We start from the raw sequence: 13,588 nt of genomic DNA on the forward strand, positions 1-13,588 counted from the left end.
TATAAATATATCAGTGAAATTTTGATACAATATTTTTGCTACTTTAAAAAAACAGAAAATACAGCGCATGGCGTCCTAGCTAAATCTGTAATTTTGGATATGCTGTTTCACGTTTATTTCTAAAATAGCAAGCAACGATCAGTTCTTCTTTTCATTTATTTAATAGTTGAGAGTCATCTTCAATTCTTTATATTGTCTTAATATCCAGTTCAATATTGCATTCTTTACTTTTGTGAAGTAAGATCTGCATTTTGATTTATGTTACAAAAAGCATTGCTTAAAACTACACTTACCAATTTAGCATGATCTCTAAAAATGCTGATTCTCGTTATAAAATAATTGAAAAATAAGTAAGTGAATCCTCCGAACTTGATAATTTTACTGTACCTTTGATTCTTATGTCTCTCAAGTTGCTACTATCTTAAACAAAGTCCATTTTGTTTCGTGTTTGGTTATTATCTTGAATTCTAGATATGGAATAATTTGATCAATGCACCCAATTTAAATTATTGTTAAATTTATAATAAGTCGGACTTGATCTGGAAAAATTGGGAAATGTTAAATAAATTGCCATGATCCAACTGAAGTGTTCTGATAATTTTTCTTTCCATTCATGGTGGTTAACTAAACACAATCTAAATTAGCTTTTTCTAAAAAATGAATGCAACTTGCATTAAGTTGAAGAAAAAGAGAATATTTGTGCACATTATATAGTGGATTACATACGTTAAAATGGAATTTTAATCAAAGATTTATGTTACTCTGGGCAAAACAATAGAACAGGTCAGCATTGTTTGCTAGTTTAAATTGTTTAGGCTATTATTTCTCAATTGAGATCTAAGTCCTTCAGCTTCGCGTAAATAGTTTTTCTTTTTCCATAGTTGATAACCTAATAAGTACCATAGCATTGTCATCATCATTGCTTTAGGTTGCCAAACTAAGACACTTTGAAACCAATCATCTATTTTTTCTATCTTACGTAGTTGACAGTAACGGTATACGGATTTTAGTACATCTGCTTTGTTTGTGTTAATCGTTAAAGTTAAATCTAAGCGTGGATCAGCAATCGAAGCATACTCCCAATCAATAACTTTATTTCCAAACTTTGTTTTAATGATATTTTTTTGTGTTAGATCAAAATGACAAAGTGTATTCTTAACATTATTAACTAAATTAGGAGAATCTCTCCAAGAGTGATACAATTGCCAATACTCAGAAGTTCGAAATTCGTTTTTGATCTGTAGCCAATAACGATCTACACATTTGGTAAAATTAAATGGAGGGAGTGATATGCAACTAAGATCAATCTGGTGGATTTTGACCATGATTTTAAGCAAAGAATCAAAATTCAACTGAGAGCTTAGTGGATCCTTTTCGATCCAGTCAACAAGTAAGCCTTGATCGTTCACAAGAATAGGATTAGATGCAATTGAGGAAGATCTGATATTGGAGAGGATGTGATATTCTTGGAACCGAGAAATGGAGAAGGTTTTAACTATGGATGCATTTGACTTCCAGACATATGAATTTCCATTAGTTAGCATTATTCTCCAGGGACAGTTTGTTAATCCTTCAGTAAGAGTCTCTGCATAATCTGGAGAAACTTTGAATAAACGTTGAAGAGAGAGCAATGAGGAATCAAGTTGGCATGCTTCATGCCAGGGCATTTTTGTCATCAGAATTATACTTCTTTATTTTCGATTATGTATGACTACGTATTTTAGTTTTGACGATACGCTCTATATTTTAAAGCAAGACCTATGCGAAATGGCTCTAACGAAATCTTTCAGGTTGAGATGATTATGTCAAGACAAATAATTTATTGCTTGCAAGCATGTCCTATGTGATAATAGTTCTCTCAATTTAGCAGCAAAGCTGAAGTGATATTTAATTTTACTAACATTGAGAGTAAAGTAATGAAATTTGAAGCGATAGTACGTACTGAGTTAGGTAAAGGTGCAAGTCGCCGCCTCCGCCGTGCTGGTAGATTTCCAGCGATTGTTTATGGTAACCAAGCAGTGCCAATCTCTATTGCGTTGATACATAATGAAGTGATGAATCAAATAGACAAACCTTCATTTTATGAAGGAAGAATCACTTTAATGATAAGTAGTGAAGAGATTAAAGTTAAGTTACAAGACATCCAACGTCATGCATTTAGGCTCCAAATTGAACATATAGATTTTGTAAGAATTTAGTATTTTGTTAATGAGTCAGCTTCAATTGCAAGCCTTGAAACCTATGAGATTCTTAGCCTTCTAAAGGTTTTTAAATTCAGTCTTTTTCGGTCACTTTTTCCTATCTAAGTTTTAAAAATAAGTGCCGTTTCAGTGCTATTTGGCCTCTCATTGCGTTTATCGTTTTGAAATTTATTGATAAATTTACTAGCTGGTATGGAACCTATTTAATGTTATCGCAGATGCATTAGAGCTCACATCTTTTCTATATTTCGTCTTTTTGTTTTGGATAGATTGTAGTCTGCTATTTCTAATGTAAGAGAACCTCACGCACACTAAACTAAAGCGATTTGCGTGAGGTCTTGTTTTTGCTTATTTGATGACTAAATAGATAGTACGGTCCCCTCTTTGAATATTAAGAGCTAATATCCCAGGCTTTCTCTTGATGATAGCACGAAGTTCTGAAAGATTTTTTACTCGTTTACGATTTATACCCATGATGATATCATCCGGTTTTAGCTGATATGCTGCTGCGTTTGAGCCTTGAGCAACAGAAATTATCTTTACTCCCTGAACAAAATCTTTTTCTTCCGTATTAGCTAACTCAGCTCCGGCTAATCCTTCATGCAGTTTACCAGCAGAAGTTTTATTAATTAGATGTTCGCCTAATGTTACATCAAATTTTTTTAACTTCCCATCTCTTATAACACTTAAAGTAATCTTTTTTCCTGCCCCCACAGTTGCTACTTTCGCTCTAAGTTCTCCAAAGGTATCAATTTTTTTTCCATTAATAGAAACTACGATATCGCCTGCTTTTAATCCTGCTTTATCAGCAGCACTTTCAGGTACTACTTGGCTAACAAAAGCACCTTTGCTTGATTCATAACCCAAGGCCTCAGCTAACTCTGAAGTAATTTCTCCACCTTGAACGCCTAACATACCGCGCTTTACTTCACCAAATTCTTTTATTTGTTCGATGAGATTTTTCATCATGTTAGATGGAATAGCAAAGCCAATCCCGACATTTCCTCCATTTGGACCCAGAATAGCAGTGTTAATACCAATAAGTTCACCATTAAGATTTACTAAAGCACCACCAGAGTTTCCACTGTTAATGGCCGCGTCAGTTTGGATGAAATTTTCGAAATTCTCAATGTTTAAACCACTCCTTCCTAGTGCTGAAACGATTCCTGAAGTTACAGTTTGTCCAAGACCGAATGGATTACCGATTGCTACAGCAAAATCTCCTACACGTAATTTATCTGAATCAGATATCTGAATTTGAGTAAGATTTTTTGCTTTTTCTAGCTTTAACAATGCAACATCAGACAATTGATCGCTACCGATTGGTTTAGCATCATATTCTTTACCATCGTGGAGTTTAACTCGGATCTTCTCAGCACCATTAATCACGTGATAATTGGTAACAATATGACCTTCATTGGCGTTCACTATCACTCCAGAACCTAATCCCTTAAACGGGCGTTCTTGTAGTCTCTCTGTAGGAAAATTAGGACCAAAGAAAAAATGAAATTGTTCAGGTAATTGTTGACGAGATATTCGCGTGCCTTCTACAGAAATTCTAACAACCGCAGGAGTGACTTTTTGTAGCATTGGTGCAAGGCTTGGAAGTTGCCCTGTAGGCAAAGCTGCACTGCATAGAAATGATGCGGAGATGAGAACACTCAAAGATAAAATGGTTATAGAAAGCAAGTTTTTTTTCATATGAAAACTCCTATATTGGTTATGAAGTGCTTTATAGCAATTAGATAGAATGTGCTAAGTCAGTCGTTTTCTGGTTCTTTTTTCTAAAAATTAGGACTATTTTGGGATAGTTAATTGATGTTATTTTCTGACAAGTATTAGATATGCCTTATTAATTAGATACAGGAGACTGCCTTAATTGATCAAGGACTCTAAAATTTCAGTGCATATCGATTTATCAGTTTCGCATGCCGGGCCCTATTCTGATAATATTAGAGTAAAGGAGAAGTAAAAATCGCATAGGATCATCTTTGTTTTAATAGTACTTAAATCCAAAGAACGAAATATTATGTGATGCTGTTACGATCATCCGTATCCTACAAAAATAAAATATACCCTATGGTACTAGCATGATAGTGGTGTGCTTGTGACATTTAAAGAAAAATTTCAAAAAGATTTGATGAAATTGGAATTTCAAAAAGATATAGCCCAACAAAAAGCGATCAACGCTTTAAATGACTTGTACTTAGAAATCGTTAAATATTGGAGTACTTCCTCTAGTTTTTTTATTCAATTACGGAAGTTTTTTACCCGAAAGACCGCAAAGCCCCAAATTCCTAAAGGGGTTTATCTTTGGGGTGGGGTTGGACGAGGAAAAACTTATCTTATGGATTCTTTCTACGAGTTTTTACCGATACAAAAGAAAATACGAATACATTTCCATCGCTTCATGTCTCGAGTTCATAATGAGTTAAATCAGCTAAAGAATTTGAGTGATCCATTGGAGATAGTAGCTAAGAAATTGCAGGAAGAGAGTACAATTATTTGTTTTGATGAATTTTTTGTTTCAGATATTGCTGATGCAATGATTCTTGCTACATTGTTCCAGAGCTTATTTAGGCGTGGAATTATCTTGGTTGCTACTTCAAATATGCCTCCATGCAATTTGTATCGCAATGGGTTGAACCGTATTAGATTTTTGCCTGTAATTGATTTGATTAAAAAAAACTGTATTGTTATGCGTATCGATAATGGAGTTGATTATCGATTGCGAGAATTAGAACAAGCTCAAATTTATTATTATCCTTTGAACGCAGTTGCAGATGAAAAATTGCTTGCTCATTATCCAAATAAGTCCGAAAAAACGAAAGAGAGGAAGAATAGAATCAAGATTAATTATCGTAATATAACGGTCATTGACACTTTGGACGGAATATTGCATGCAACGTTTGAGCAATTGTGTCAAACTCCTCGCAATCAAAATGATTATGTCGAAATTTCGAGAAACTATCATACTGTGCTATTGGCTAACGTAAAAAAGATGAACTGCGTTAGCGACGATGCTACGAGGAGATTTATTTCTTTAGTTGACGAGTTTTATGAGCGCAATGTTAAGCTAGTTATTTCAGCAGAAGTTAAGTTAGAATCTCTTTATACCCAGGGAAAATTGGAGTTTGAATTTAGACGTTGTCAATCTCGATTGATTGAGATGCAGAGTTGTGTTTATTTATCTAAAAAACACTTAACATAAACTAGATGTGATGTCTCAATTTTAAAATTGAGATTTTGTTCGAAAATAAGTGTTTTTCTAATCATTTTTCTCTATAATCGTCACTTATGCTATTTCTGCATGGGTTTTAAGTTGCAGAAATTTTAGCGAGGTCTCAACACTTGCAGGAGTGATACGCGGATCTCTACATGAATAAACGGGAACTTTATTTCTCGAAATGTTAATTTTAAATAGGTAATTGTTAGCATGAAAACTTTCGTTGCTAAGCTGAAGTCTGCAAGACGAGATTGGTATGTTGTAGACGCTGAAGGTAAAATTCTTGGTCGTCTGGCGAGTGAAATCGCTTCTCGTCTTCGTGGTAAGCACAAAGCAGAATATACTCCTCACGTTGATGTAGGTGATTATATCATTGTTTTAAATGCTGCAAAAATTACTGTAACTGGTAATAAAGCTAGAGGAAAAATTTACTATCGTCACTCTGGATTTCCAGGTGGCCTGAGATCTGTTACCTTTGAAAAATTGCTTAATCGCAAACCTCAAATGGTGCTTGAGCTAGCCGTCAAAGGTATGTTACCTCGTGGTCCTCTTGGTCGTGTTATGTACCGTAAGCTAAGGGTTTACGCTGGTGATCAACATAAACATGTTGCTCAACAACCGACAGTACTAGATATTTAATTGGAAATCATAAAAATGGTATATAATCGATATTATGGCACAGGTCGTCGTAAAAGTTCGACAGCTCGTGTTTTTATCAAACCGGGCTGTGGTGAGATTATGATTAACAAACGTAGCCTTGATGTTTATTTTGGTCGTCCGACGTCTCGCATGGTGGTTAAGCAGGCTTTAGAGCTTGTTAAGTTAAATGGAAAGTTAGATTTGTATATTACTGTGAAGGGAGGGGGTATTTCTGGTCAAGCTGGTGCTATTCGTCATGGTATTACTCGTGCATTGATAGAGTACGACGGGTCTTTGCGTTCTATTTTGCGTTCAGCTGGTTATGTTACTCGTGATGCTCGTAGTGTTGAACGTAAGAAAATAGGTTTACGTAAAGCTCGTCGCCGTCCACAGTTTTCTAAGCGTTAATTTCTATATTATCCAATTGTCATTCTAAACGAGCCTAGTATTTTCTAGGCTTTGTTCCGTTGTTTTGCTTAACTTAATAGATTTTTAAAATAACTAAAATTTGTTCCTGATTTTAAGATCCTGTAATGTTGTAAAAAGATCCTTATTACCTTGTTGGCAAGTAATATTTGAACTATCATTTTTCATTAATGATGGACATGGTTAAATCTGCATTTTTTGATAACGCTTTAATAAGAAAAATAACGATGCTTGGAAGTAAGCAACAGAATTAGGAGGATGTTCTAGATGAGCGATGTTCCCGTGAATAATAGTCGTAGGCGTTTTTTAACTTCAACAGCTTTGGTTGTCGGTGCCTTAGGAGTTTCTGCATTTTCTATTCCTTTTATTAAATATTGGAATCCAAGTGAGAGAGCTAAAGCTGCTGCTGCTCCTGTCGAGGTCGATATCAGCAAACTTCAAGAAGGGCAGATGCTCCGTGTTGAATGGCGTGGAAAACCTGTATGGATTGTCCGTCGTACTCAGGCGGCTGTTCATGCTTTGCAGAAACTTGATTCTCAATTGCGTGATCCACAGTCAAAGGAAAAGCAACAACCTGTGTACGCTCAGAATATTTATCGTTCAATTAGGTCTGAGTATTTCGTTGCTGTTGGTATTTGTACACATTTAGGTTGTTCTCCTACTTATTTATCGGACAATTTTAACACACAGATCCAGAATGTAAAATCAGGTTTTTTTTGTCCCTGTCATGGTTCTAAATTCGATATCGCAGGGCGTGTGTTTCATGGTGTTCCTGCACCATTAAATTTAGTTGTGCCTAAACATATGTATTTAAGTGATAGTAAAATCATCATAGGTACTGATGAAGTAGAGGAAGCATAATGCAAAAACTACTTAATTGGGTGGAAAAACGGTTACCGGTGATGAACGCTTTTAGGAAGCATTTATCCGAATATCCAATGCCGAAAACGTTTAATTTTTGGTATTTTTTTGGTGCATTAGCAATGCTTGTTTTAGTTAATCAAGTTCTTACAGGTATTTGGTTAACGATGAATTATGTGCCTTCTGCTGAGAGGGCTTTTGCTTCTGTTGAGTATATTATGCGTGATGTAGAATACGGTTGGTTATTGCGTTATATGCATTCGACAGGTGCGTCAGCATTTTTTATTGTGATTTATTTTCATATGTTTCGTGGTCTAATTTATGGCTCTTATCAAAAACCGCGTGAATTGTTATGGTTGTTCGGGATGTTGATATTTGTGGTTTTAATGTCCGAGGCATTTATGGGTTATTTATTACCTTGGGGGCAAATGTCTTATTGGGGAGCGCAGGTTATCATTTCTCTATTTGGCGCTATTCCAATTATTGGTGATGAATTAGCATTGTGGATACGTGGTGATTATGTTGTTTCTGGAGCAACATTAAATCGTTTCTTTGCCCTTCATGTTATCGCACTACCTATTGTTCTATTATTGCTCGTTGTTTTGCATATTTTAGCATTACACGAAGTAGGTTCAAATAATCCTGATGGTATTGATACTAAACTGCCCAAGGGTAGTATGGGTAAGGATTATATAACTCAGTTTAAGTTTCATGAAAGCTACACAAAAAAGTATGATATCATCGACTCTATACCATTTCATCCTTATGGTATAGTTAAAGATATGGTCGGTGTATCTGTTTTTTTGTTTTTTTTCTGTTATATTCTGTTTTTCAATCCTGAGATGGAAGGTTATTTTCTTGAAGGATCTAATTTTGAGGCTATGAACCCTCTCAAAACACCAGAACACATTGCTCCCGTGTGGTATTTTACCCCATTTTATGCAATTTTGCGGGCGGTCCCCGATAAGTTAGCAGGAGTTATTGCGATGGGGATGTCAATAATCATATTGTTTATATTGCCTTGGTTGGATCGCTGTACAGTCCGTTCTTATCGTTATCGTAGTAGACTTCATCTTTTAAATTTAATCCAGTTTACCATCAGTTTCGTTTTTCTTGGTGCTTTAGGTGCATTGCCTGCAACACCGAATCGTACCTTGTTAGCTCAAATTTTCAGTTTAGGTTACTTTATGTTTTTTGTTTTTTTGTTTTTCTATAGTAAAAATGAAGTAACTAAAGTTCTTCCAGAGAGAGTAAAATTTAAATGAAGAAATGGATTGTAATCCTATTTACAATGCTACCCTTTCTAGCACATTCAACTGCTGGAGTTTTACATTTAGATAAAGCCAATAATGATTTATCCAGTCTTCCATCATTACAAAATGGTGTTAAGTTGTTTATGAATTATTGTTTTGGTTGCCACTCTACTCAGTATCAACGTTATAAACGAGTTGCTAAGGATCTTGGTATTCCTATAGAATTGATGAAAGAAAATTTGATCTTTGATCCTGAAGCAAAAATAAGTGATTTAATGGAAAATGCAATCCCAAAGGATTCTGCAGCCAAATGGTTTGGTACTTCACCTCCAGATCTCACTCTTGTTGCTCGGGTGCGTGGTACAGATTGGTTATACACTTATTTGCGTTCTTTCTATTACGATCTCTCTCGTCCTTTTGGAGTAAATAATATTGTTTTTCCGAATGTTGGTATGCCACACATTCTAGAAGAATTACAAGGTATTCCTCAGCCTATTTACGCAACTGAAATGGTTGGTGATGAACAGGTTCAGGTAGTGGTTGGTGTTAAGTCTGATGGTACTGGTGAGTTGAATGAGGAGGAGTATAATCAGGCTGTACTTGATCTAGTTAATTTTTTAGAATATTCATCTGATCCAATAAAATTGGAACGACATATACTCGGTTGGTGGGTAATGGCATTTTTGTCCTTGTTTACTATCGTTTTTGTATTACTGAAAAAAGAATATTGGCGTGACGTGTACTAATCGTGTTATAATTGTACTTTGCACACGAATGAGAAGGTAGGTTAGAAGGCTATCCTTGTTCTGCTTCATTCTGGAGAACTTCATGGTTGCGATTGCCAATAAACGTTCTGTAATGACTTTGTTTTCCGGATCATCCGATATATACAGTCATCAGGTTCGTATTGTTTTGGCCGAAAAGGGTGTTAGTGTAGAAATTGAATTGGTTGATAAAGTGGATTTGCTTGTGGATTTAGTTAACTTTAATCCGTATAGAACGGTACCCATTCTCGTCGATCGCGAACTAGCGCTTTATGATTCAAAGATTATCATGGAATATTTAGATGAACGTTTCCCTCATCCTCCTTTGATGCCTGTTTATCCTGTAGCTCGTGCTAGTAGTCGTTTGATGATTTATCGTATTGAACGTAATTGGTACTCTTTATCTGAGCGGGTATTGAAAGGTAATGCAAAAGAGTCTGACAGGGCTCGTTGTAAGCTGTTCAATGATTTACTTGCTCTTTCTCCAATTTTTGCTGAGTATGAATACTTTATGAGCGAAGAGTTTAGCTTGATCGATTGTTATTTGGTTCCATTATTGTGGCGTCTTCCAGAGTTAGGAATTGAGTTAATTGGGAAAGGTTCGAAGGATCTTAAAGTTTATATGAATCGTGTTTTCAAGCGTGATTCTTTCTTAGCTTCATTGACAGAAGCTGAACAACATATAGCCCGTTGAGTTTATAGTTTATCTACTATGACAGCGCTGCATCCGTATATACTGCGTGCTTTCTACGGTTGGTTAATTGATAATGCTTTCACACCACATTTGCTCCGAGAACAGTCGGGAATTTGAACCTTGGCAATGAAATAGTTACTTTTAATCAATTAATACTCGTTTTAGCGGTGGTTTGTACTCAGTGGTTCTTCTTTTTCGTTCTATTCAGGCCATCTACGCACGCGAAAACGGAGTGGGTACAGTATTTGAATCTGGAAAAGTTTATATCCCTGATAATCTAGCCAATTTTTTCAAAGATGATTTAAACACAGTAGTAGGTGGTTAAACAGATGAGCTACCTCATTGTGATAAGCTAAAATTAAATAAAGTTAGGTTTGGCCAATATTTACTTATTTATCCAGATATTGAAAAGCTCTTATGACTCTTTTTACACCTGATACATTGCGTGCTATGTTTGCTGCCGTATCTGCAGTTTTCCGAGAAACGAAACCAAATAAAAATACTTCTTTATCTTCTGTCATGACTTTGGTGTCCATTCCGTTTAATTCAGCATTAATCAACAATGCTGCTTTTACCTTTAATGTAATCCAAGCGTCATGACCAACCTGCTTAATAGAAAAAAGAGGATTCTTAATTTTAACCTGATTATGTATTTGGGTGATACCAGGTATTTTTTTTACTCGATTTTTAAAATCGTCCAATTTTTTTTGATTTTTAGCTTGTCCTAGTAAAACTACTGTACCATTGTACGAAACTCCTGTTACTCTTACTTGGCCTTTTAGCGATGCTTTATTGTTAAGTCCTGCAATTTCGAGTTTTATGTTGTTGTCCTTCCATATTTCTTTAATCGTTCGTGAATATATGGCATCTTGCGAGGTATTTATTGTAAATAAACTTGCGCAACCTAATAGCGATATAGTTAATGGGATCAGTAAAAGGGTAAATTTGATAAATAATTTCATAGTTAATTTTTGTGGGTTGGAAATAGTACTTGATCTATGAGATCACATAAGCAATGTAGAGTTACCATATGAACTTCATGAATTCTAGATCTTCTATGAGATGGAACACGAATTTCGACATCATTTTCACCTAGTAGTCTTGCCATTTCACCACCATCTTTACCTGTTAAAGCGATAATTGTCATGTTTCTGGTCACTGCTGCTTCCATCACTTTTATAATATTTTTACTATTACCGCTAGTGGAAATAGCCAACAGAACATCACCAGTTTGACCAAGCGCGCGTACTTGTTTAGAGAAAATATCATGGTAGTGAGAATCATTAGCAACAGCGGTGATCGTTATGTTATCAGCTGTGAGTGCTATAGCTGGTAGGCTTGGACGTTCAGTCTCAAATCGATTTAAAAGGCATGCTACAAACTGTTGGGCGTTTGAAGAAGATCCGCCGTTGCCACAACATAATATTTTATTGCCGTTGAGCAAAGTTGCAACCATTGCTTGAGCTGCGTGAGTAATAAAGTTCGGCAAGGCTTCAGCTGCAGCAATTTGAATTTGGATACTTTCTGTAAAACTATCTTTAATGCTGCTTAGCATTGATTTTCCTTAAGTAGTTTATTCTATTTTCACACTCATTAAGTCTATAAAAGCCGATTATATCAGAACGGAAATTATTTAAACAAATATTCAATGTTTTCAAATTTCCAAAGTAATGTTATTAATGAATGGTTTCACTTGTGTTCCAACGGTGAAAAAACGCCATGTTTACCCCAGCTAATTTTACGCTGTATTACACATTGATCGTCGATAGTTAGTAAGCCAGTCTTGCCATTGATTGAATACCCATCGATTAATTTCATTTTTGGTAGCTGTTTGATTAGCGTATACGCATCCATACCGAGTGCTTGTAAGCGTTTTTCTGCGTTAGAATTTTTCCACAACATTTCCATTTGGGTTTGTAATAGGATATCTGGTTGTAGTAAAAATGGGATATCACTATATTCTATTCCAGTTAAATCTTCGTACTGTTTGCTACCATTATTGCTGTATGAGTTTGCAAATAACTTCGGTGGACGAGCATCTGGATTAATCGCAACTTCAATAAAGGGTTTAATCAGAGTAAGTTCGGAGTTGTTGGCTACGATATATATTGAATCAATGTCACGGTGGCTACGCGGTTGACTTTTAAGAGGTATCTGGATTATATGCTCTATCTGGATTATATTCTGCTTACTTGCTTCTAATCCAAATATTACATTGATATCTTGCTGTAGTTGATCTTTATCACCAAATAATCCTATTTTCACTTTATTATTATTGTATTTTTTCCATTCTGTAATAAAAGCTTCGATTATGCGTTTTCCAAGATGACCTTGAGGCGCAAGAATAAGAGGATACTCGAAGCCTTGATCTAGCAAGTATTTAGCGGCCTGTGTGACTTCTTGCTCTGGTGATAGTGTCAGATAACAAGTACTTGTTTTATTAGTAAAATTATTAGGAATATTTAAGGCCAACACTTGAATATGCGGTTTTAGTTCAACTTGAATTTGTTCTAGCTTTTTGACGTTGTCCTTTGTTAAAGGACCAACGATAAAATCGATGTTTTCTTTAATCAAAGTTATTTTAAGTGTCTGCATAGAAGTTTTATAACTGTCAATAATTATCAATTTTGTATCTGTATCTTTTTTTTTGTCATTCATCATAGCAATTATGAAACCATTTCGAATAAGTTGGGCTTGCTTGATAAAAGGACCCGACAATGGAAGAAATAATGCAATATTAATTGGTTGAGTTATTTCTATGCTCAAAATGTCGATAATAGCTTGTGGAGTGTGAAGCGCTGCTGGATGGTGAGGATTTCTTGTAAACCATTGTTGTAGAGATTTTTTAAGTTTAGGAATATTATTCGATAGTTTTTTTGTGTACAAAGTAAGTTCAATCCAAGCATTTAAAATTTTTTCTTCAGGAGTAATATTTAGATTGGCGATTTCTTGTTTGTCGTATCGATTTAAGTAATTCCAAATCATTGTTGCGATTTTGTTTTGTTGCTCTATCGTTTCATATTGTGTCAGTTTAATTAATTCTTTAGCAGCGAAAAAATAATTGTGTTGTTCAGCATATAGTTTTGCTCTAATTTCGTGATATTTTTTCCACTGCTTGTTTGGTAATTTCCAATTTGGATGAAAATAAAGCTGAGATAATCCTGTTTCAGATTGTTTCATTGTCATGAACCATTTAGTTTTTATTAATTTCAATTCAGCTTTTTGGACTTCAGATAGCGATTGTTTTATGATGTGATTGTTTAAATCTTGAGCTAAGTTTAAGTCTTGATGGTTGATGGCAGCTTTAAGGGCCATAATTAACCAATTATTTTTTAGATCACCTTTACTGTAATATGATTCTATCAGGTACTCTTGTGCGGGTCCTAATGCATCAAGGGTGATATCTATGTTATTAGATATCAACGGTTTAGAGGAACAAGCAAGTAATGTTATTATAAGAGAAACGAGCGTTAGTGAATGTAGAAAACTAATTTTTTTATAATTTTTTATGACCATAAATATTA

14 protein-coding genes are annotated in these 13,588 nt (G+C 35.0%); 9 read left to right on the plus strand and 5 right to left on the minus strand.

What is annotated here, in order from left to right; genetic code table 11:
- Positions 1 to 797: 797 nt before the first annotated feature.
- Positions 798 to 1,676, minus strand: a complete 879-nt coding sequence (locus tag CF67_RS03290; protein WP_034414398.1) for a phosphotransferase — start codon at positions 1,674 to 1,676, stop codon at positions 798 to 800.
- A gap of 240 nt (positions 1,677 to 1,916) precedes the next feature.
- Between CF67_RS03290 and rplY the strand changes: the two genes are divergently transcribed.
- Positions 1,917 to 2,198, plus strand: coding sequence for a 50S ribosomal protein L25 (gene rplY, locus CF67_RS03295; protein ID WP_034414401.1), 282 nt, complete (start codon positions 1,917 to 1,919; stop codon positions 2,196 to 2,198).
- Between the two features lie 351 nt (positions 2,199 to 2,549).
- Here rplY and CF67_RS03300 read toward each other — a convergent pair whose 3' ends face one another.
- Positions 2,550 to 3,902 (minus strand): DegQ family serine endoprotease, encoded by a 1,353-nt coding sequence (locus CF67_RS03300; RefSeq protein WP_034414404.1) that lies wholly within the window; start codon positions 3,900 to 3,902, stop codon positions 2,550 to 2,552.
- 406 nt (positions 3,903 to 4,308) lie between these two features.
- Here CF67_RS03300 and zapE point away from each other — a divergent pair, with 406 nt between their 5' ends.
- From zapE to CF67_RS05200, 8 genes are all read left to right on the plus strand, one after another.
- On the plus strand, positions 4,309 to 5,412 hold the full coding sequence (gene zapE, locus CF67_RS03305) for a cell division protein ZapE (protein ID WP_034414407.1): 1,104 nt from the start codon (positions 4,309 to 4,311) through the stop codon (positions 5,410 to 5,412).
- Between the two features lie 225 nt (positions 5,413 to 5,637).
- Positions 5,638 to 6,066, plus strand: a complete 429-nt coding sequence (gene rplM, locus CF67_RS03310) for a 50S ribosomal protein L13 (RefSeq protein WP_034414409.1) — start codon at positions 5,638 to 5,640, stop codon at positions 6,064 to 6,066.
- 15 nt (positions 6,067 to 6,081) lie between these two features.
- Entirely contained in the window at positions 6,082 to 6,474 is a 393-nt protein-coding gene (gene rpsI, locus CF67_RS03315) for a 30S ribosomal protein S9 (protein ID WP_034414411.1), read from the plus strand.
- A gap of 285 nt (positions 6,475 to 6,759) precedes the next feature.
- Positions 6,760 to 7,353, plus strand: coding sequence for a ubiquinol-cytochrome c reductase iron-sulfur subunit (gene petA / locus CF67_RS03320; protein ID WP_034414412.1), 594 nt, complete (start codon positions 6,760 to 6,762; stop codon positions 7,351 to 7,353).
- Positions 7,353 to 8,618, plus strand: coding sequence for a cytochrome b (locus tag CF67_RS03325; RefSeq protein ID WP_034414414.1), 1,266 nt, complete (start codon positions 7,353 to 7,355; stop codon positions 8,616 to 8,618). The genes petA and CF67_RS03325 overlap by 1 nt, the downstream gene beginning before the upstream one ends.
- A complete protein-coding gene (locus CF67_RS03330) occupies positions 8,615 to 9,352 on the plus strand; it encodes a cytochrome c1 (protein WP_034414416.1) in 738 nt (245 codons plus the stop codon). The genes CF67_RS03325 and CF67_RS03330 overlap by 4 nt, the downstream gene beginning before the upstream one ends.
- 82 nt (positions 9,353 to 9,434) lie before the next feature.
- Positions 9,435 to 10,064 carry a stringent starvation protein SspA gene (gene sspA / locus CF67_RS03335; protein ID WP_034414419.1) on the plus strand — a complete coding sequence of 210 codons (630 nt, stop codon included), beginning with the start codon at positions 9,435 to 9,437 and terminating at the stop codon, positions 10,062 to 10,064.
- Positions 10,065 to 10,245: 181 nt separating this feature from the next.
- Entirely contained in the window at positions 10,246 to 10,389 is a 144-nt protein-coding gene (locus tag CF67_RS05200; RefSeq protein WP_420887590.1) for a hypothetical protein, read from the plus strand.
- 64 nt (positions 10,390 to 10,453) lie between these two features.
- Here CF67_RS05200 and CF67_RS03345 read toward each other — a convergent pair whose 3' ends face one another.
- The 3 genes from CF67_RS03345 to CF67_RS03355 all read right to left on the minus strand — a co-directional run bounded on the left by CF67_RS03345 (position 10,454) and on the right by CF67_RS03355 (position 13,580).
- Entirely contained in the window at positions 10,454 to 11,026 is a 573-nt protein-coding gene (locus CF67_RS03345) for a BON domain-containing protein (protein WP_034414422.1), read from the minus strand.
- A 2-nt stretch (positions 11,027 to 11,028) separates the two neighbouring features.
- Positions 11,029 to 11,619, minus strand: coding sequence for a phosphoheptose isomerase (locus tag CF67_RS03350; RefSeq protein ID WP_034414424.1), 591 nt, complete (start codon positions 11,617 to 11,619; stop codon positions 11,029 to 11,031).
- A 134-nt stretch (positions 11,620 to 11,753) separates the two neighbouring features.
- The gene (locus tag CF67_RS03355; protein WP_034414428.1) at positions 11,754 to 13,580 is read right to left on the minus strand and encodes a penicillin-binding protein activator; all 1,827 of its coding nucleotides are present in this window, start codon (positions 13,578 to 13,580) and stop codon (positions 11,754 to 11,756) included.
- Positions 13,581 to 13,588: the final 8 nt, after the last annotated feature.

The sequence above is a fragment of the Candidatus Photodesmus blepharonis genome (assembly GCF_000731795.2).
GTDB classification, from domain to species: domain Bacteria; phylum Pseudomonadota; class Gammaproteobacteria; order Enterobacterales; family Vibrionaceae; genus Vibrio; species Vibrio blepharonis.